This is a genomic window from Neptunicella sp., assembly GCF_048268085.1.
GTDB lineage: Bacteria > Pseudomonadota > Gammaproteobacteria > Enterobacterales > Alteromonadaceae > Neptunicella.
The window spans coordinates 41,335-62,217 of record NZ_JBLWWF010000023.1 but is presented as its reverse complement, the minus strand read 5'-3'; the positions used below and the strand labels follow the sequence as shown (position 1 = coordinate 62,217).

The following is a 20,883-nucleotide window of genomic DNA, read 5'->3' as shown; positions in this document are numbered from 1 at the left end:
TAAACCCATTGGCCTAAAAATAGCGCGGCGGATTATACCTTAATTCGCACAAATTGAAATTCAGGGTTTACTCTGTAAATTGGGGATTAATTTTCCATTGGTGATTTAAAACCTTCAGGTTTAATGGTCAAAACATCACAATCCAGCGAGTCAATGACATGTTCGGCTGTATTGCCAATCAAGGCGGCTGAAATACCGGTTCGGCCAACCGTTCCAATAATCACCAATTCGGCATTAATATCCTTCGCAACTAACGGAATAGCCGTTTCAGGCAAGCCTTCACGAACATGGCTACAGGCACTATTAAAACCGTGTGTCTGACAAAACTCATTCATCGAATTGATATGATAATCTCGTACTGACTGGTTATAGTTTTGTGGATCAAATTCAGGGATTTCAATGGCAATATTAACCGGTGTACCGGGGTAAGCATTGACCAAATGTACTTTCGCATTTAACGTTTCGGCAAAATCCTTGGCGCACTTGGCTAATTTATTATTGAGTGATTGGTGTTCCTTATCTTCCGTACCGGCGCTCACGGCCGCGAGTATATTACCACTTTCTGGCCATTCCTGTTCTTTAACCAATAAAACGGGAGCAGGGCATTTACGCATTAGATGCCAATCAGTAGGAGTAAATACGACAGCTTTTAATACACCATGTTCATGAGTTCCTTTAATAACTAAATCATAATTGTGCTGGATCACTTCATGAATAATGCTTTCAAAGGGACGGTTGTGCCAAACCACCTTTAAATCAATGTTAATGTTATTGCTGTGATGATGTTGCTCTACGATCGATGTAAGCCACTCTGTTCGATCATCAACGACCGATTGACGCATAGATTCTCGTTCAGTCACTGACAGCATAGTGGTCATTTCATAGGAAAAATCGTAGATGGTTAATAAAGCGGTAATACTTGCACCGGTTTTATTGGCAATATGAATCGCCCGCTTGAGTGATTTCTGTTCTTCGCTGGATGGATCGATAACCGCAAGTAGAGTTTGATACTTGAGCATAATAATAACCTCCGACAAAATAAGTGAAATTACATCGCTTACTATCAGTTTATGCGTTGTCTAACCGTTCTGCCAGCGAAGTGGTAGATATATCAATAATTTAACGATAATTTAGGGGACATTGAGCTTAGGAAGAGCGGTAATAAAATTAATCAGACGACATTCCAAGCTTATCCCTTTCGTCAGACTTCAACGTAATTAATTTACCGTCGACATCAATTTTACCTTGCCGCTGAAGTTGACCTAGTAAACGACTGACGGTTTCAATGGATAAGCCCAAATAGTTGCCTATTTCACCTCGGGTCATACTTAACCTAAACGTATTGGGTGAGAATCCTCGTTGGCCAAAACGTTGTCCCATGGAGTTTAAAAAATACTCTAAACGCTCATTGGCTGAGTATTGGTTCAGAACCCGTGACATTTGTTGATGATGACAAAGCATACCGCTCATAATGCGATTAATTTGTTGACGAAGTTTGGGAAACACGTCGGCTAGATGATCCAGGGTATGATAGGGAATTTCACAAATCATCGATGTTTCGAGTGCTTGGGCATGACTTTGGTGGGCCATTAATTCCAGACCATCAAAACCAATAATATCCCCGGGCAAATGAAATGCGATGATTTGCTCTTCACCATTTTCCGATAAAGTAAAAGACTTAAATGAGCCTGATCTGACGGCATATAACGCCGTAAGGGGTTGATTAGCTTCGTACAGGTGTTGGTGCTTTTGATACGGACTTTTGCGCACCACAATATCATCCAGACGTTCAATTTCCTTACCCTCAAACGAATAAGGTAAACATAACTGACTGAAATGACATTGTTGACAACATAGGTTGTGCGTTGTTTTCTGCATATTCCCTCACAAATAATCTGAAACCATCTTCATTCCAGCTCAAAATGAATTATCAGAGAGGCTGAATATTATAGGGGTTTTAACAGAATAAGTATCGAAAAGCCTAGCATTAACACTGCCATGATCTGGCGGGTAATAGGTAATGCCAGATATTGTTTAAGTGTATTTCCCAGCGTACCCAATATTAACAAAGCGGGCAAGGTACCTAAACCAAAAAACAGCATGGTTAACGCCCCATTGACTGCTGAGCCACTTGCCATACTCCATACTAACGTAGAATAGACCAGGCCACAGGGTAACCAACCCCAAATAAGTCCATAAGGTATCACCGCTAGCGGTGTAGAAAAGGGAATAAAACGTTTACTGAGCGGCGATATTTGGCGCCAGAAAACGCCCCCTAATTTTTCAAGATGAGTTAATACTTTCCACCAGCCACCGATGTAACAGGCTAATAACAATAAAAAAATGCCGCTAAGCAGTTGTAACCAAACAAGTCCTTGATGCACCTGATGAGAGAATATTTCGCCCAGATAACCCGTTACTCCTCCAGCAATACTATAACTGGTAATACGTCCCACATTGTATGCCAGTATATAAGGTAGCGGATTAGTCTTAGATGGAATAGCAAAAGTGAAAGCGCCAACGATACCACCGCACATTCCAACGCAATGAACGCTGCCGGCAATCCCAACCAGTAACGCCGAGAGAAGATTGAGTTCAGTCATGCTTGCTGGTATCAGATTCCGGCTTTTTCAGGTCATCATCAAATAAAATACTATGGCCGTGACGTTCGAGATCTTCAAACTGATTTGACTTTACTGCCCAGAAAAAAATAACCAACGCTATCCCTACCAGTACAATTGTCAGCGGGATCAAGAAATACAGAATACTCATGGTTAATGGCCTTGATATTTTAATATTCGTAACGAATTCGTCACGACAATAACAGAACTGAGTGACATCCCCAACACCGCCATCCAAGGAGTTAATACGCCACTAACGGCGAGGGGCAGTACCAGCACATTATAACCTATCGCCCAGCCCATATTCTGCCTTATTTTGCGCTGAGTGACGTGGGCTATTTTAAGTAAATAGGCAATTAGATCTAACTGATTATTGAGTAATACTATATCAGCACTGTTTTTAGCCAGTTCAGAAGCACTACCCACGGCAATCGAAATATTGGCAGCAGACAACACAGGGCTATCATTAATTCCGTCACCAATCATTAATACGCTTTGATTCTGTTGCTGTAGCTGTTTTATCACTGCCATTTTTTGTTGTGGCGAGCAGCTAGCATGAAAGTGATTGATTTTTAGCTGATGGGCTAGCTGTTCAACACTAAAAGCATTATCACCACTGATAAGGTGGGTCTCAATCGCAGCTAAGCGCTCCAACAATGTGCTTGCTTGTGGTCTAAGCACGTCATCCACATAAAATACCGCTAGCAACTGGTGCTGATTGGCTAAAAAAACTCGCGCAGAGCGATACTGTTCGGGAATATCGTGCTGTATAAAATCAGCAGAGCCCACCTGATATTGTTCTTGGCCAATTATTGCACTTATGCCTTTGCCTTGTACTACTTGGATATTGTCACAGGGTAACAGGTCGATAACATGGCGAAATGCACTGGCGATAGGATGCTCGGAATGTTGTTCAAGACTGGCAATAATCTTCAATGCCTGTTCATCAGGCATTTTGGATAAATTAACCATTTTAAGTAGACGGAAGTGACCTTCCGTTAAGGTGCCTGTTTTATCAAAGGCAATACAATTAATGTGTTGCAAACCTTCTAGCACATCGGCTTTTTTAACTAATAAGCCATGGCGATTGAGATTCGCAATGGCACAAGTTAATGCCGTTGGAGTGGCTAATCCGAGTGCGCAAGGACAGGTGGCCACCAATACGGCAATCGTAATGTAAAAGGCCTGCTCATTGCCTTGTAATGTCCAAAATGTAAAGGTGGCAAGCGCAATGACTAGTACGGCAGTAACAAAATAGCGGGAAACCTTATCGGCCAATACCGCCAGCTTAGGTTTAGCCGCTAACGCGATTTCCTGTAGACGAACAATCTGACTGATTAATGCATGTTGCAAATCGGTTTCAACTTTTATTGTTAATACACCCGCATGATTTGTGGTACCACCGTAAACGGTATCGCCAGGCTGTTTACTCACGGGTTCAAATTCACCGCTTAACATCGATTCATCAACTTGGCTTTGACCTTGGGTAATAATCCCGTCAATGGGGATCATTTCGCCAGCACGCACCAGTATAAGCTGTCCAGGTTGCAGTTTTTTAGCCAGGCACGTTTGAATGTGACCGCTATCGCCAATCAGATTGGCGCTAACCGGCATATGTTTGATGATATTGGCAGACACTTCAGCAGCATGATGCCTGGAGCGATGTTCCAGATACCGGCTTATCAATAACAAAAATATAAACATAGCCACCGATTCAAAATACACCATGCCATGTTCAGTGAAACTGGCCCAGGCACTGGCACTAAATGCACCAATTACCGCTACGCTAATTGGCACATCCATATTAACGGTTTTATGTCGCAAGGCATTGAAGGCACTGCGGTAAAAGCCAAACCCGGAATACACCACCACCGGAAGGCAAAGAATGAGACTGATGTAATGGAAAAATATCTGGGTTTTAACTTCAATATCACCAAAAATGCCGAAGTAGAGACAAAACGCCAACATCATCAGTTGCATCGTCATAATCCCGGCCAATCCAAGACGCTTTAGAAAACGTTTATTTTCTTTCTGATAAGACGCTTCGTGTAAATCAGGTTGAAAGGGCAGTGCGTGATAACCTATTTTTTCAAACCCGGTTAAAATCTCGCTTAACGGCGTAATGGCATTGTTCCAGTTAACCGTAGCCCGACGTGCTGAAATGTTAACACTAATCTGATTGATACCTGGCTGCTGGCTTATTTGCCGCTCAATCAGCCACCCACACGCTGCACAACTAATCCCTTCAATAGTAAGTTGTATTTGTTGATGTTGTTCAGAGTCGGTTTCAACGAATTCTTGTTGCAGTTCGGCTTCATCAAAAATACGTAACTTTTCACGTATCTCATCATTTAGTGGGGAAGCCTTTTCAGCCGTTTCTGTCCGAAAACGATAATAATCTTCCATGCCGCCATCAACAATAGCTTGCGCAACGGCTTCACAGCCCGGACAACACATCGCTCTGTGCTGGCCTAATATAAAAGCGTTAAAATTATCGCCAGCCGCAATTGGCTGATCACAATGGTAACAAGTGGTCGTCATTCTGGGGCTAATGTGATCGCATCATTACTAGGTAAATTAATGTTCTCTTGGATTTTCCATAGTTTGTCAAAAGGGGTTAAGGTAATTTGCCACTTTCCTGCAATATCAGAACTATGTTCAGCTACGTAGAGTCCTGCAGCATTTCTTAACAGTTGCACATGGAAGTCCAGTTTACTTAGCGTAGCATGATGAAAGTCGAGTGATAATGCGGTTCCGTCCAGTGGGGTATTTGACTGTATTGCTACTTCGATACGGTTATTGATCACCGTTAACTTGCCTTGAATGCCCAACTCTTGGGCCTTGTGGATTTTAGCTAACTGAATGTTAATCCATTTACCTTCTTTATAATAATCATCAACCACGAGGGTATCTTCGGTATTCATCGCGATAAAAAACATATTAATGCTAAAAATAACCGCAATACTTGGCAGGATAATTAACACCCATGGCCAAAACTGTTTGTACCAAGGCTGGGGAGTATTCATTATGTTTGATTCTCATAAATAACCCCGTAAAAACGGGGTTATTTGTTGTTGAAATGGACGACGATATTATTGGTTATTATGTGATAAGCCATAAACATAGGCGCTAATCACATGTATTTTTTCTTCACCTAAAATATCTTTCCAAACAGGCATTACGCCATGACGACCATTAGTGACGGTTTCGGTAACGGTTCGTTCGCTACCACCATAAAGCCAGATATTATCGGTCAGGTTAGGGGCACCTGTGGCAATATTGCCTTTACCATCCTGACCATGACAAGCAGCACAAATAGCAAACCGGACTTTACCTTTGTCAGCTAACGCTTGATCAACTTTACGACCACTAAGACTCAGTGCATAGGCAACAACTTCTTTAACCCCTTGTTCACCCAGAGTTTCACCCCAAGCAGGCATAACACCCTGACGACCATTCATAATAGTCGTTTTAATTGCCGCTGCCGTCCCACCATGTAGCCAATCATCGTCGGTTAGGTTAGGGAAGCCCATTCCACCACGAGCATCAGAGCCATGACATTGGGAACAGTTTTGTAAAAATAATCGCTGGCCGATTTTAGCGGCATCAGGATCTTGCGATAAGGTTTCAATATCTTGCTTTGCATAAGCGGCAAATATCGGGCCATAGGTCTCTTTCGCATGCTCAAGTTCACGATCATACTGGACCACAAGTCCTTCTTCTTTGGCACGTTTAGTGGCCGCTTCACCTTCGGCAATACTTAGAATCCCCTGGTTAGAGCTCTTCCAGCCTAATAAACCTTGCCAACCACCTAAGCCCGGATATAGCAGTAAATAAATTAAGCCCCATACAATGGTGATATAAAATAAAATTTTCCACCAATGTGGCAAGGGATTGTTAACTTCAACAATGCCATCAAACTCATGGCTCATTTCTTTACCTTCTTCGACGCCAACCCAATTGGTCAAACACCAGCGAAGTAGTAGGTAGCAACCAATGATGGTGCCAAGGGTGATAACAGAAATCCAAATAGTCCAGAAACTACTCATGCTCAGATGACTCCCGATTTTTTTGATCCGGTTTGTGTTGGTTTGTAGGTTCGTCGTCAAATATTAAATTGGCCGCTTCATCAAAGCGTTTTTTTGACTTTTTACTAAAAGCCCAAGCAATAATACCAATCATAATGACGAGTAACGTTACCGTAAAAATAGAATTAGCTAATACCTTATCCATGGCTATTTCAGCGCCGTACCTAATGATTGAAGGTAAGCAATCAATGCCTCAAGTTCAGTCTTGCCTTTCACTGCGTCTTTAGCTCCAGCAATATCTTCATCGGTATAAGGCACGCCAAAATCACGAAATGTCTGTAATTTTTTGGCGGTTAATTCCCCGGTTAATACATTTTTTTCTAACCAGGGGAATGCCGGCATAATGGATTCCGGTACTACGGCACGAGGGTTATTCAAATGCACTTTATGCCATGCATCACTGTAACGTCCGCCAACACGGGCTAAATCGGGACCAGTACGCTTAGAACCCCATAAAAAAGGATGCTCCCAAACCGATTCACCCACAACAGAGTAGTGACCGTAACGCTCTGTTTCAGCACGGAAAGGGCGGATCATTTGAGAATGACAACCAACACAACCTTCACGGATGTAAATGTCACGTCCTTCCATCTGTAATGCGGTATAAGGCTTTAAGCCATCCACAGGAGTGGCTGTTTCTTTTTGGTACATCAAAGGTAATATTTCAACCATGGCACCCAAGCTAATGGTCACCATAATCAAGATGGCCATCAAACCAGCATTTTTTTCTATGATTTCATGATAATTTTTCATCACATTCTACCTTATGCTGTTTGCGTGTTAAGTTGCATATGTTCTTCCTTACCGCGAACCGTGCGATAAGTGTTGTATGCCATGATCAACATACCGGTAACAATAAAACAACCACCCAAGAATCGAACAAAGTAGAACGGTTTAGACGCTTCGATGCTTTCAATAAAGCTATAGGTTAAGGTGCCATCAGCGTTCACTGCGCGCCACATCATGCCTTGCATCACGCCAGATATCCACATGGCAACAATGTATAAAACCACGCCAATAGTCGCCAACCAGAAATGGATATTAACCAGTTTGTAGCTATACATGCGCGCCTTGCCAAACAACACTGGAATTAGATGATATAACGAACCAATCGACACCATCGCTACCCAACCCAAAGCACCAGAATGCACGTGACCAATTGTCCAGTCAGTGTAATGAGATAAGGCATTAACGGTTTTAATTGCCATCATTGGGCCTTCAAAGGTCGACATGCCGTAGAAAGACAGGGAAACGATCAGAAAACGCAACACCGGATCGTGTCGTAATTTATCCCAGGCTCCGGATAACGTCATAATCCCGTTGATCATGCCGCCCCAGGAAGGCAAAAACAGAATAATGGACATCACCATACCCACCGATTGCACCCAGTCGGGTAGGGCGGTGTAATGTAAATGGTGTGGGCCAACCCAAATGTATAATGCCGTCAATGCCCAGAAATGGACAACTGATAAACGATAAGAATATATAGGTCTTCCCGCTTGTTTAGGAATGAAGTAATACATCATTCCCAAGAAACCGGACGTTAAGAAAAAGCCTACCGCATTATGGCCGTACCACCACTGCATCATGGCATCTACTGCACCAGAATAGATAGAATAGGATTTAGTTAGCGAAACAGGGATCGCCATACTATTACCAATATGCAATACCGCAATAGTGATAATAAAAGAGCCGTAGAACCAGTTAGCCACGTAAATGTGGGAGACCTTACGGATAATTATCGTGCCGAAAAAGTTAATCAGATAGGCAATCCAGACTACCGCAAGTAGAATGTCAATTGGCCACTCTAATTCTGCGTACTCTTTAGTGGACGTTAAGCCCATTGGCAGGGTAATAATTGCCAATACAATAACCGCTTGCCAGCCCCAAAAGTTAAATGCCGCTAGCTTGTCACTAAATAACCGTACCTGGCTGGTACGTTGAACCACATAATATGAGGTCGCCATTAGCGCACTTCCACCAAAGGCAAATATCACCAAATTGGTATGCAGTGGACGTATTCTAGAAAAAGTTAAATAGGGCGTATTGAAGTTAAGTTCTGGCCAAATCAACTGGGAAGCGATGAGCACCCCAACTGACATACCAACAATACCCCATACGATAGCCATTATCGAAAATTGCCTTACAACTTTATAATTGTATTGCTCTTGTACTTGACTGACTTCACTCATTTTGCTGGTTCTTCCGTATTATCAGTGTGTTATTGCAAACCTGTAATTAACCATAGGTAAAATTTTTAAATTCGCCAGCATTTACCGCTAACTGTTTGAAAACCCACCCGAATGGCATGCCGATTCGGCGCGCATAATACGTTTCTTGGGGTTAAAAGAAAAGTCGTAATGACACTTGCTTGATCTGAATCAATAATTCAAACTGTTTTAAAATGAAAGGTGTAAGTAATAGGTGATTGATTGATAAAGAAAAAATCAACTGGTGTAATTTTTGCGTTAATTTTTTTGGGTGTGATTTTTATACTAGTTAAAATTAATAATCAGCAAATTCATTATACCAATGATACCTATTGTGCGATTAACGATGGCCAATGCCAGATCACTAAAAATGGTCAAGTGATTTCATTACAGATGAGTCCTGCCAATATCCCTTTAGAAGAAGAAATAACCCTGAAATTTACCTTACCCAATGAATTGATAGTTAATCAGGCCTGGGTTACTGGTATTAACATGTATATGGGCAAAACGCCGGTCATCATTGAGTCTGTCGCAGGAAATGTCACCCAAGCTGTCACATTCTTGGGCAGTTGCAGCGAACCCCATATGCAATGGCTGTTAAGCCTTGATGTTGAAAACCGTCAAACCCATCAACAACAGCGCTTATATTTTCGTTTTACTACCCAAAATGAATAAAAATAGCGGCTATGTATATTACAGTCGTTCTACACTTTATGGTCCATCAGTAGCAGACTTTCTTCTGCAAAGCCAGTTCCAGCCTCAGTGTAGAAGTTGAACACATTATCCACGCCCGCATTTAATAATTTTTGACGTTCATCTTCGTAGCGGGCAATAGCGGCTAACTTTCCTTGATAACTCACGTTTTTAAGCTGTTGGTTAATACTGGTAATATCACCAATAGAGGGCAGGGCTAAAAGAATCAGCTTGATATTGCTATGGTCAATGTTATCCCATAAATCGACATCTTCCGCATCACCTAACATAATTTTGCAGCCCGCTTTACGTTGTTTTTTCACCCGCTCCCGATCCGCATCCATCGCCCATACTTTGTCTCCCAATACTGCCGATAAGGCTTCATAGGCTCCTTTACCAACACGTCCCATCCCAACCACCAGGATTTCGGCATCTTTAGGTTGATGAAAAATATCTTCCCGTAAACGGTCTGCCCGTTCAAAACGACGAATAATGTGTTTGAGCTGGTTATAGCTTTGATGAGAATGTTGATAAACCAGACTGGTTAATGCGAAAGAAAAACAGACTGACAAGGCCAGGATCACCAACCAATCATTGGCTAACAACCCGAGATTGACGCATAGCGCCACTACAATAAGACCAAACTCACTGTAATTACTTAAAACCTGGCCCGCAAGATAAGCCGTGCGCCCACGGAGTTGCAAACGAGTAAATAGCCCAAAAAACAGCACGAATTTTAATGGTAATAACAAGCTGATAATCAGACTAACCAAAATCATTTTTAAATCGGGGAGGGTGGTAAACCCAATGGAAATAAAAAAGCCTATTAAGAATATGTCTTTAAAGTTAAGTAGAGCTTTACTTAACTCAGCGGCTTTAACATGTTTACTTAATAACATGCCTAGTATCAGGGCGCCTAAATCCCCTTTTATACCAACCAGACTAAATAATTCGTATCCGCCTAAAGCAAGAAAAAAACCGGTTAAAGGTAATAACTCACCGTGGCCGGCAAGATCTAAAAGTCGCCCAATAAGCGGTTTAAGCCAGTACAGGAGAATCAGTGCCAACGCCCAGATGGATGGCATTACACCGGTTACAATGACTAAAAATATTACTGCAATGACATCTTGCATAACCAAAACGCCAATAGCGAGTTTACCGTGGCGGGTTTTCATCTCGCCACTTTCTTCAAGTACTTTAACCACACAAACGGTACTACTAAAACTCAAAGCAAAGGCCAGCAGTGACGCCGTTTTTATCTCTATTACGTCAAAATAAGCTCCCCCTACAATGCCCAGCAACCAGATTAAACTGACGAATACCGTTATCCATATCGTCATATGGGAAATAGCGCTGAGCCAAATTTCGCGTTTGAGTAAATCAATAACATTAAGTTTTAAGCCAATAGTAAATAGCATCAGAGTGATACCAATATCGGCTACCGAATGAAGAGTGTCATTGGCTTGGTAACCAAGAAAGTTGAGGGCGAAGCCAGCCAATAAAAAGCCGATAAGGGGCGGGAAGCGCAATAATCTGACTCCCACTCCAAACACTAACGCAATCAAAATCCAGGCGAACTCCATAACACTCCCTTTATTTATGCCATCATCGTATTTATACCAACTTTACCATTTGAATAAACTAACTAATGGAAGTTATTTATCTTTTATCCTTCAATTCTACTTTTATGCGTTTTCAGTTTAATTTAAGATTAAATTAATATAATAAGGTGTTTAAGCATCAAAAAGACAGGAACTGAGTTTGGATTTATCAATTGTTATACCGGCTAAAAATGAGAAAGATAATGTTGAGCCGCTAATTAATGAAATAGTCGCGGCGATAAAAGGTATATATGATTTTGAGATTATCTATGTTGATGATGGTAGTGATGACGGTACTTTTGATGAATTACTACGTTTAAAACGACAAGACCAACCCTTTATCCACATTATCAGGCATCAATACTCGGTCGGGCAAAGTACAGCCATTGCTAGTGGTGTTAAGCAGGCATCGGGGCGTTGGATTGTTACTATGGATGCCGATGGTCAAAACGATCCCAAAGATATTCCCGTTATGGTTCAACAGGCCGCTGCGTTGCCTGCAGAGAGTCATTTTTGTATTGCCGGTTATCGTAAAAACAGAAAAGACACGGCGTGGTATCGCTTTCAATCCAAAGTCGCTAATAAAATTCGCAGCAAATTACTTAATGATGGTACTCCCGATACCGGTTGTGGATTAAAAGTACTGCCAAAACAGACCTTTTTGAGTTTGCCTTATTTTGATCATATGCATCGATTCATTCCTGCTTTGGTGAATCGAATGCAGGGTAAAGTGGTTGTGGTCGAAGTTAATCATCGAGATCGGCAAGCCGGGGTATCCAAATACAATATGCTAGGGCGCTTAGGAGTCGGGATTGTCGATATGTTTGGCGTAATGTGGCTACAAAAACGTTTTAAGCAGCCCGTGATTGCGGACAAACAATGAAAAGCAGTCGTTTTTCAGCGCTTCAATTTAAAGTACTAAAGCGAGGCGCAATTTTTGTCGGCTGTGTCTTGTTGTTTGGTTACTTACTCAGTCACAGCAATTTATTTGCAAGTTTAAATAAAGACTGGATTGATCTTCATATTCGCAATAATGGCCTATTCGGAATTGGCTACTTTATTTTAATTGCTTCTGTAGCCACTGCGTTCGGGGCTCCTCGTCAGTTACTGGCTTTCTTGGGGGGCTACGCATTCGGGTTTGTTAACGGTTCTATTTTATCCACATTAGCAGCGACTCTGGGGTGTGCGATTACCTTTCATACCGCTCGTTATCTAGTTAGACCCTTGATTAAACGTAAATACAGTCATAAAACCCAACGGGTGAATGACTTTTTATGTGAACAACCAATTTTAAAAACCGTAATCATTCGATTATTGCCAGTCGGTAGTAATGTGGTGACCAACTTGGTTGCTGGTGTGACTAACATTAAAGCCCGCTATTTTATCAGTGGTTCAGCACTTGGATATCTTCCACAAATGCTGGTCTTTGCCTTAATGGGCAAAGGGGTAGTGGTATTATCCGGATGGAAAATTAGTGTCAGTATTATCCTGTTTGTCATATCCAGTTTTCTCAGTTTACGCTTGTATAAACAGTATAAAGCGGCTCGCCAACTGGACACTGAATCCGATCCTCTTGATACACCAACCTCCGCTACTACTCAGTAGTATTGCTTATTTCAGGTATTAATTGTGCAGTCATTATTTTCATATTATTTCGATAGCCATAAATTCAAAAACGGGATGGATAACCACTTTAATTTGGTATGGCTGTTTATTCTTGCTGCAGGATTAATTCTGGTCGGGATTGGACTGCGCGATCCGTGGCCAGCCGATGAGCCTCGCTTTGCTCACATCGCCCAAGCCATGGTGGATAGTGGACAGTGGTTTTTCCCAATGAGGGGGGGAGAACTGTATCCCGATAAACCGCCCATATTTATGTGGTCTATCGCATTGTTTTACGCCTTGACCGGCTCAATAAAAATTGCCTTTTTGTTGCCCTCAGCGCTGTGTTCCTTTATTACCGTTGGATTGATTTATGATTTAGCCAAGCGTTTGTGGAATAGCCAAATTGCCTGGTATGCAGCATTGTTACTGCTATTTTCAATTCAGTTTACGTTGCAGGCTAAAACCGCACAAATAGATGCCATGGTGTGTTGTTGGATTACCATTGGCTGTTATGGGCTAATGCGCTTTTTATTACTAGAACACCAATGGCGCTGGTATTTTATTGCCTGGTTTTTTATGGGGATTGGCGTGATAACTAAAGGTGTCGGTTTTTTACCGGTACTAATGTTACTGCCTTATGTTTGGGTTCGTGTTAAGCACCATAATCTGCAAGCAGACAAAGAGATCGTCGGCGGCTTAAAATGGCTGGCTGGTTTGGCAGTGATGCTGGCGGCAATCAGTTTATGGTTTATGCCCATGTTGTATTGGGTAGCGCAACAGCATAATCCCTTATTTGATCTGTATCGAGATAACATTTTACTTAAGCAAACCGTCACGCGTTACGCTAATTCATGGCACCATGTTAAGCCATTTTGGTATTATATAACTGAGGTCATTCCAATCTTCTGGCTACCTCTAAGTCTTTGTTTACCTTGGCTAATTAAGCCATGGTGGCACGCAATTAAAGCAGGGGACAGACGGATTATTCTGCCTCTGGGCTGGATCATTCTGCTACTGGTGTTCTTTAGCATTAGTCCCGGCAAAAGAGGAGTATACATTTTACCTGCCTTGCCAATGTTGGCCCTGATCAGCGCTCCCTACATTAAAAATTTATTAAGTCGACAATGGCCTGCGCGTTTAATTTGGGCCGTGGTTATGCTTATTGCAGTATTGCTATCGGCATTAGCTATTGCCGGATTGGCTGAGTTGCCTAAAGCGGTAAAAATAGTTGAACAATATGATGTGAACCCTTGGGCAATGTTACTTACTATAGGGTTATGCGGCCTATTTAGTGCGTTACTTAGTTTTAGAAAACAGAGCTTTGTCAGTTGGATACTGTTTATACCGGCTTTATGGTTAATCTACAGTACTTGGGGATATCAATTACTCAACCCAGTCAAAACTCCAAAAAATATTTACCAAAATATGGCGCCCCTTATCCCTAAAAACGCAGAGATAGCTTTAATTAATACCCCTGAACAATTTTTGTTGTTTGCGCCTTATCAGGTAACCCATTTTGGTTATCATACGCCGGATGAACAACAAATCCGGGCTGCGTGGCTTTGGCAAGGAAATCATAACCAACGTTACTTATTATTAGACAAGGCCAGCCAAACTGATTGTTTTGATTTAACTAAAGGCATCGATGTCGGCTACGCGCATCGTGTTAACTGGTGGTTATTACCGGTTAGCAGCCGATTAGCCAGCTGCCCTAAACCTGATGAACGACTGCAACAGTATTACTATCAGCATAAGTAAAACAGCCAGCTAATTGAACCTGATTATCATTAAATTTGCATAGCAATAATCACGTTTTAGTCTTTGGATTTCATTATCAACAGAGCAGGGGCATCACTGATCGCTGCGTCTGTTTCTATCTCTAGCATCTCTAATAATGTTTTTGATACTGCGTCATGAGAATTGGCCGCTCCTTTAATCGATTCAGTAGCGGTAAGATCAACATCGGATGAATCACCAAACCAACCAATAATAGGCACTTTTAATTGTTCACTGGGAGCGAACATCAGTGGCATGCCGTGCAAATACATCCCGTTTTCACCAAGCGACTCCCCATGGTCACTGATATATAACATCGCAGTTTTAAACTTAGGGGTATTGGCTTTAAGCAGAGTAATAACCTTCGATAAAAAATAATCGGTATAACGGATACTATTGTCATAGGCATTATTAATTTCTTTTATGCTGCAACTGGCTAACTCTTTAGTTTTACAACTAGGCTTAAAATACTCAAATTCAGCAGGGTAACGCTTGAAATAAGCCGGGCCATGGCTTCCCATTTGATGCAATACAATCACAATGTCTCCTGATTGTTGCTCAATATAATCTTGTAAACCATTTAACATACCAACATCACGACACTCATCATCACAAATGGAATTGTTCTCAGGCTTACGAAAATCTTCGAAGCTAACTCGATCGGCAACACCTTTCGAGTCAGAATTGTTATCTCGCCACAACACGCTCACGCCAGCATTCGCGAGCAGATCTAATACATTCTCGGTATATCTGGATGCGCTGACATCAAAATCTTGTTGCCCTTTAATAGCAAACATACAAGGCACAGAAATAGCGGTTGATGTGCCACAGGCGCTAATATTGGTAAAGCTGATCAAATTACTTTCTTGTTCAAGCAATGGATTGGTTTGACGTTGGTAGCCATTTAGCGAAAAACGGTCGGTTCGGGCTGTTTCACCTACAACAACAATAACCAGTTTTTTATGATGATCACTTGCCGCTACTCTCGAATAGGATGCGCTTTTTATAAGCGTTTTCGGGCGATTGTCGCCAAACTGATTGTTGATATATTTTATCGAGGAATAGATTGGGAAAACGGGATTAATAAAATATCGCAAGGGCTTATGTTCGCGGAAAAAACTGGCATAATAATCGCTAAACCCAAACAAATTTGCCAAAACAACCAAAATGATTAGGGTTAAGGCAATCACATTACGTTTAACACGAGTAACAATTGATGAAGTGGTTAATGGCAATGCCCATACCAAGGCAATAGGCAACGCAGCAAGTAAGAACAATCTCAACAATAATGAAACGGTAAATAAGTCGGTGGCTTCTGCAATGTTAGTTTCTAGTGTATTGCGGATCATGACATTATCGATAACAGTACCAAACGTATCAGCAAAGTAACTCGACGAAACGGCAATTAAGATCATTAAGCTAACGGCCAGTTTTACCGGCATAAAAAGATTAAACAGATAGGTAGTGAGAAAAATAACGCAAAACACTAACACTGAGAGTGATAGCACAAAAACAAAACTCTCATTCCAGGGGTAGACTTGGTTAACTTGCTGATAAAAAGTGAAATTGGTTGCCACTAAAATATATAAACAGCTTAAAAATATTAGCCAAAGAGGCTGAATACTTTGAGTAAACTTAAAACGACTCAAACCTAAATCACTCCAAAAATGTTGAATACTACCTAGAGGTTAATTTTTTAATCTTATCAGGGGCTTAAATTAGATTGAATTAAAATATCAATATAGCGGGATTTATAGGGTTATAAAGCATAGGTTAATGACGCAACGTTTTTACATTACCCGACAACATTTATAACCCAATGCGTGACGAAATTTGAAGTGCAGGGTAGTCATCACGTTAATTAACAGGATATTGATACTCCATAGTTTACCCCCTAAAACGATGCAAATACCGTGACGTTAATCCACTCAAACAGGGTTAAATTTTACATCGCTAAAATCATTAAGTTACTCCCAGTAAAACACCATTCCATTTCAATAATGACAAATCACTAACACACCAAACCAATAAGCTTTATTAACCCGCTAAATAACAATGTGCATTTACCAAACGCTTTAATAATGATCGTGTAAACACAAAAGGGACCATTAAAGTAGTAATCACACACTGTTAATAAAAGCTTTATAAACAATAATTATCAATTTAACATAATATACATTATAGGAATGTTTATATATTGCAGGATAAGAGTATCCCGAACCTGTGATTAAATCGATTGTGTACTTCACCAGGCTAAATTGAGGCAATAAACCGTTGCCGATTTAAAAGCATTTCATCCAGTTGGTTGGATTTGGACAGAACGGAAATCGAAGCTGCTGTGCGAAAATAATTAGGGTTTGTAGAATCGTGCGCTACGTAAAATTTAAAACACTTTGCTAGTCAAACTACGCAAAATTTAACGTAGCGTTACAGATCAAGGATAAGTTAATAAATCAAAAAATTGAGAACCTTCGTTGAATTGCTCACATGAAAAAAATACGCAGATGTATCCGCGGTTAATTATTGAGACAAATGGTTACTCAACCAAAATACTGATCTTGGCTGGATAACACAGCTAATGAGGGTCTATTCTAAGTACTTCTGTTAACAATAAGGAAAAACGATGTTAGGTGAAAATCACTCTCTTCTGCACGACTTCCCGGAACATAAATCGACGATACAAGGTCTGGTTAAAAGCGATAAAGCGTTTGCTGACAATATGCAGCAGTATGATGCGCTAGATAAAGAAATCAGAACGCTGGAACTGGACAACTCCCCTGTTGATGATGAGGCTATGGCACAAAAAAAGCATCAACGGGCATTGCTTAAAGACGCGCTTTATCAGTGTTTGTTGGCAAATAAGTAAGTGACTAAAACTAGCTCCTATAGAGAGTATTGGAGATTGATTTAGTCACATTAAAGCTGTTAGACAAGGCTGTAGGCAATGTTAATTGCACTTCAGCCCTATAACTGACGACTGACTAAAAACGGTATTGTGCTGTCAATCGGATGGTGCGCGGTTCAATGGGATGATAGTGCCTGTCTTCTACGCCATCAACCGGTTCGCCTGGCAATCGGGAGGAGTAAAAATAGTCAATATCATGGTCATTGCTGTTAAACAGATTAAGTAATTCCAGTTTTAAACCAAAACGCGTCCAATTTTTGCCAATCTGGGCATTAAAAATACTGGAAGGATCGGATTTAACCTGATTATTTTCCAACAAAGGCCGTTCACCAAAGTGGCGCAATCGCGCACTGGCAAACCAGCCGTTATCAAAATTGGCACTGATCCCTAACTGCGCAACCTGATTAATCGCGCCGGGTACCTTGTCGCCATCTTCGCTGTGATCGGTAAAAGTCGAATCGGTGACGGTATATTCCAGATCCAGCGTCCAGGTATCATTGATCCGGTAATAACTGGTCAGCTCGATACCTTTCCGTCGACTGGGACGGCTGGATTCGGTATTGCCCGCATCGCCAACAAATAATAACTCGCTGTCCAGAGATAACGTCCACAGTGCGATCGAAGTATTGAGGTTTGAACCAGCGTTAAACCGCCCCCCTAATTCTGCACCATGGGATTTGACCAGAGGATCGACCGGATCGATTTGACTACCGTCGTTAGGATCGACAATAGTAGTCGTTCCCCGCGCATCGTTGGAGTGGAAACCCTGCCCTGCGGCAACGTAAATTTCTGTACTATCACTCAATTTGTAGGTGGCACTACCTTTAATCGACAGTAAATCAGCATTTTGCTGACCGTTGTTGGCAGCCAAATCTATATCATTAATATTGCGTTCAATGAGGCTGTCCACATCAAAGTCATAGTAATCGTAACGCAAGCCAACCGAGGTTCTGAAGTTATTACTCCAGTCTCGTTCATTTTTCGCGTATAGCGCCCAGCTGAGCTCATTTACCTGATCACTGCGGACTGCGCCGCGTCGACGTTGGTTGTTGCTTTTATACAAACCGACTTCATTAATATCATCAAAGCGGGTGTCGAAACCGAATGTGGTTCGCATTGATTGACTATCAAGATGCCAATGGCCTGACGCACCGTAAATTTGTCGATTATCCACTTGTTCAAACTGGTCGCCATTAACCGGATCATCTAAGAAATAGGTGAAGTTGGAAAACAGATCCAGATCATAATCTATCGCATAAACCGACAACGAGCCCTGTTGTGAATCCCAGCTGGCACTCACACTGTAGCGACTGGAATCACCGCCCAGGCTCGTATCGATTGAACCGAGTTCATCAATCAGCCCGGCATCAACCGCACGCTGCGGGATCTGGTCTGCGCTATTCCAGCTGTTGTCGTAAGCCATAGCGATAATCGACAATTTCCCGCCCCAACGTTGCTGCGAATGTTTGAGCAAAATATTGATTTTATCGACGTCTTCGTCAATATCGCTCCAGGGGCCCGCGTAGCTTTGCTGTTCAATCGCATAAAGTAATTCGCCACCCAATATATTGGTCTGACTGTTTGCCAATAACAGGCGCTGATACTGATCTTCACCTAATGTGATCTGGCCAAATCCCTGTTTAAGGCTGGCTTTTGTAGTGAAAAACGCGCTACCGGCACCAGAGAAATCTCCCGTTTCGGCATAATAAGGCCCCTTTTTGTAAGCCATATTAGCCACGAGTTCAGGGATGATAAAGTTGATATCGGTGTACCCCTGTCCATGACCATGAGTACGCATATTCACCGGCATACCATCAACAAATGTGGCAAAGTCGGTGCCATGATCCAGATTAAAACCACGCAAAAAATACTGATTGGCTTTACCGCTACCGCTATGTTGAGTGGCGACCATGCCGGGTACCAATTCCATCAACTCACCAGTACGCAACAGTGGCCGTACGCTAATTTCAGCCTCACCGGACCAGCGGGGGCATTTGAACGAAAACCTACGGTTTTGAATCCTGTGGCACCCTCGTAACCGTAGGTTTTCGTTTGATAGCCGTTAATCCCTGTATTTGAGGTTCGGCTGCATTCGGCCGGTAAAAGCGTTGAATTTAGCCACAAAACCTATAACACATTGATAATATGTAGGAATATCAATATTCTTTTTCCACCTGACGTTGGTCGAATCGATGCTTCTCCTTGGCCTGCAGGGTCTTGTGGAAGAACCGACAAATTTGCCAAGTTTGCTCGTTTAGGGGCTGGCAACGATTTCTGCATTTGCAGCCAGACGATCAAAACACATCCATTAAATCGTTATAGCGAACTTTGAAGCTGTTTAAACTGCCCTTGGATCACTGCTTTTTCCTGAAGAATCACCTTATTCTCATCGGTCAGAAATGCCACTTTATCCTGGGCGGTTTTCAGTTCGGCTTTGGTGGTCTCCAGTGCGTGGGATAACACGGCCACTTGCTTATCGACATCTGCTTTCTGAGTGGTGAGCGCGGCCATGTTTTCCGACAATTGCTCATTTTTATGCTGGTATTCCCGGCACCTTGTCACGGCTTCTTCATACTCGTGTTCCAGGTTCTGGATATCTTCCATCTTTGCGTTCAAGTCGCTATTTAGCGCCGCATTGGCCCGTTTTAATTCATCGGCATTTCGTTGTAACTGCGCGTTGATGTCGAATAGCTCGGACGCTCTCGACTCAGTCTGTGCGAGCCGGTGTTGCAGATCCTGAATCTGATCATTTAACCCCTGGTTAACTATACGGAACTGTTCGCGCTCCTGCTGGCGGTCTTCGGCAGTGCGCTGCTGGTAATGTTCGAAATGATCGCGAATATCCCGGTTTTCTTGCCTGAGTTCACTGACACTATCCTTCAAGTCGTTGGCTCGCGTAAGAGCTTCGTCCCGCTGAGACTCGGCCTTTGCCAGCCTGACGCGTTCGTCTTCCAGGGACTTGTCTTGCAGGCTTTTTTCCTCGGTAATTCGTGCTATCTGGTTCTCAAGGTCCCGTTGTCGGGCAGTAAGTTGCGCGATGGTGTTGTTGGCATAGGTCAACTCTGTGCGGAGTTCTTCCTTTAAAGTCTCGAATTCCTGGCGAGCTTGTTCGATACGGTGGTCGGCCATCTGCTGTACCCGCTCATGCAGGGACTTTACCACCTCGATGAGGTCGTTCGGCAGTCCACTGACATCGGCCGCCTCCCCATTGTCTGACCGCCAACGCTTGAGCAATGGCGCGATGGTGCTTTTGCTGCCGGTGCCCAGATGCTCGCGCACCCTATCCACCGTGGGTTCCTGGCCATGTGTTTTAATGACTTCAGCTGCTTTAGCGATATCGTGATAAGTGACTCCGGCACGGGCCATGGTGATTCCTCTCGGATT

The 20,883-nt window shown here is 42.4% G+C and carries 19 protein-coding genes; 5 read left to right on the top strand and 14 right to left on the bottom strand.

The annotated features are described in order from the left end of the window. Positions 1 to 86: 86 nt before the first annotated feature. The 10 genes from uspE to ccoN form a co-directional block, all read right to left on the bottom strand. On the bottom strand, positions 87 to 1,019 hold the full coding sequence (uspE, locus tag ACTD55_RS16520; RefSeq protein ID WP_438865431.1) for a universal stress protein UspE: 933 nt from the start codon (positions 1,017 to 1,019) through the stop codon (positions 87 to 89). A gap of 148 nt (positions 1,020 to 1,167) precedes the next feature. Further along, positions 1,168 to 1,878, bottom strand: coding sequence for a fumarate/nitrate reduction transcriptional regulator Fnr (gene fnr / locus ACTD55_RS16515; RefSeq protein WP_438865430.1), 711 nt, complete (start codon positions 1,876 to 1,878; stop codon positions 1,168 to 1,170). A gap of 68 nt (positions 1,879 to 1,946) precedes the next feature. After that, entirely contained in the window at positions 1,947 to 2,603 is a 657-nt protein-coding gene (locus ACTD55_RS16510; RefSeq protein ID WP_438865429.1) for a sulfite exporter TauE/SafE family protein, read from the bottom strand. After that, a complete protein-coding gene (ccoS, locus tag ACTD55_RS16505; protein ID WP_438865428.1) occupies positions 2,596 to 2,772 on the bottom strand; it encodes a cbb3-type cytochrome oxidase assembly protein CcoS in 177 nt (58 codons plus the stop codon). Before ccoS ends, ACTD55_RS16510 begins: the two co-directional genes overlap by 8 nt. A gap of 2 nt (positions 2,773 to 2,774) precedes the next feature. Beyond that, positions 2,775 to 5,162: a heavy metal translocating P-type ATPase gene (locus tag ACTD55_RS16500; protein WP_438865427.1), complete on the bottom strand. Its 2,388-nt coding sequence runs from the start codon at positions 5,160 to 5,162 to the stop codon at positions 2,775 to 2,777. Further along, on the bottom strand, positions 5,159 to 5,647 hold the full coding sequence (locus ACTD55_RS16495) for a FixH family protein (protein WP_438865426.1): 489 nt from the start codon (positions 5,645 to 5,647) through the stop codon (positions 5,159 to 5,161). The genes ACTD55_RS16500 and ACTD55_RS16495 overlap by 4 nt, the downstream gene beginning before the upstream one ends. 66 nt (positions 5,648 to 5,713) lie before the next feature. Further along, entirely contained in the window at positions 5,714 to 6,670 is a 957-nt protein-coding gene (ccoP, locus tag ACTD55_RS16490) for a cytochrome-c oxidase, cbb3-type subunit III (protein WP_438865425.1), read from the bottom strand. After that, positions 6,663 to 6,854: a cbb3-type cytochrome oxidase subunit 3 gene (locus tag ACTD55_RS16485; protein ID WP_438865424.1), complete on the bottom strand. Its 192-nt coding sequence runs from the start codon at positions 6,852 to 6,854 to the stop codon at positions 6,663 to 6,665. The genes ccoP and ACTD55_RS16485 overlap by 8 nt, the downstream gene beginning before the upstream one ends. Positions 6,855 to 6,856: 2 nt before the next feature. After that, complete coding sequence (gene ccoO / locus ACTD55_RS16480; RefSeq protein ID WP_438865423.1) at positions 6,857 to 7,462, bottom strand: cytochrome-c oxidase, cbb3-type subunit II; 606 nt, start codon at positions 7,460 to 7,462, stop codon at positions 6,857 to 6,859. 11 nt (positions 7,463 to 7,473) lie between these two features. Continuing rightward, a complete protein-coding gene (ccoN, locus tag ACTD55_RS16475; RefSeq protein ID WP_438865422.1) occupies positions 7,474 to 8,901 on the bottom strand; it encodes a cytochrome-c oxidase, cbb3-type subunit I in 1,428 nt (475 codons plus the stop codon). Positions 8,902 to 9,141: 240 nt separating this feature from the next. On the opposite strand from ccoN, the gene ACTD55_RS16470 reads away from it, so the two are divergent. Then, positions 9,142 to 9,594 (top strand): hypothetical protein, encoded by a 453-nt coding sequence (locus ACTD55_RS16470; RefSeq protein WP_438865421.1) that lies wholly within the window; start codon positions 9,142 to 9,144, stop codon positions 9,592 to 9,594. Between the two features lie 29 nt (positions 9,595 to 9,623). On the opposite strand, the gene ACTD55_RS16465 is transcribed toward ACTD55_RS16470, so the two are convergent. Further along, entirely contained in the window at positions 9,624 to 11,195 is a 1,572-nt protein-coding gene (locus tag ACTD55_RS16465; protein ID WP_438865420.1) for a cation:proton antiporter domain-containing protein, read from the bottom strand. Between the two features lie 178 nt (positions 11,196 to 11,373). On the opposite strand from ACTD55_RS16465, the gene ACTD55_RS16460 reads away from it, so the two are divergent. The 3 genes from ACTD55_RS16460 to ACTD55_RS16450 all read left to right on the top strand — a co-directional run bounded on the left by ACTD55_RS16460 (position 11,374) and on the right by ACTD55_RS16450 (position 14,576). Further along, complete coding sequence (locus ACTD55_RS16460; RefSeq protein ID WP_438865419.1) at positions 11,374 to 12,096, top strand: glycosyltransferase family 2 protein; 723 nt, start codon at positions 11,374 to 11,376, stop codon at positions 12,094 to 12,096. After that, a complete protein-coding gene (locus ACTD55_RS16455; protein ID WP_438865418.1) occupies positions 12,093 to 12,818 on the top strand; it encodes a TVP38/TMEM64 family protein in 726 nt (241 codons plus the stop codon). The genes ACTD55_RS16460 and ACTD55_RS16455 overlap by 4 nt, the downstream gene beginning before the upstream one ends. Before the next feature lie 75 nt (positions 12,819 to 12,893). Continuing rightward, on the top strand, positions 12,894 to 14,576 hold the full coding sequence (locus ACTD55_RS16450; RefSeq protein ID WP_438865441.1) for an ArnT family glycosyltransferase: 1,683 nt from the start codon (positions 12,894 to 12,896) through the stop codon (positions 14,574 to 14,576). A gap of 56 nt (positions 14,577 to 14,632) precedes the next feature. Here ACTD55_RS16450 and ACTD55_RS16445 read toward each other — a convergent pair whose 3' ends face one another. Beyond that, positions 14,633 to 16,243, bottom strand: a complete 1,611-nt coding sequence (locus ACTD55_RS16445) for a phosphoethanolamine transferase (RefSeq protein WP_438865417.1) — start codon at positions 16,241 to 16,243, stop codon at positions 14,633 to 14,635. A gap of 974 nt (positions 16,244 to 17,217) precedes the next feature. Here ACTD55_RS16445 and ACTD55_RS16440 point away from each other — a divergent pair. Next, a complete protein-coding gene (locus ACTD55_RS16440; protein WP_438865416.1) occupies positions 17,218 to 17,460 on the top strand; it encodes a YdcH family protein in 243 nt (80 codons plus the stop codon). 115 nt (positions 17,461 to 17,575) lie between these two features. Here ACTD55_RS16440 and ACTD55_RS16435 read toward each other — a convergent pair whose 3' ends face one another. After that, entirely contained in the window at positions 17,576 to 19,465 is a 1,890-nt protein-coding gene (locus ACTD55_RS16435) for a TonB-dependent receptor (protein ID WP_438865440.1), read from the bottom strand. Between the two features lie 350 nt (positions 19,466 to 19,815). Beyond that, positions 19,816 to 20,865 carry a DNA-binding protein gene (locus tag ACTD55_RS16430; RefSeq protein ID WP_438865415.1) on the bottom strand — a complete coding sequence of 350 codons (1,050 nt, stop codon included), beginning with the start codon at positions 20,863 to 20,865 and terminating at the stop codon, positions 19,816 to 19,818. Between the last annotated feature and the right edge of the window lie 18 nt (positions 20,866 to 20,883).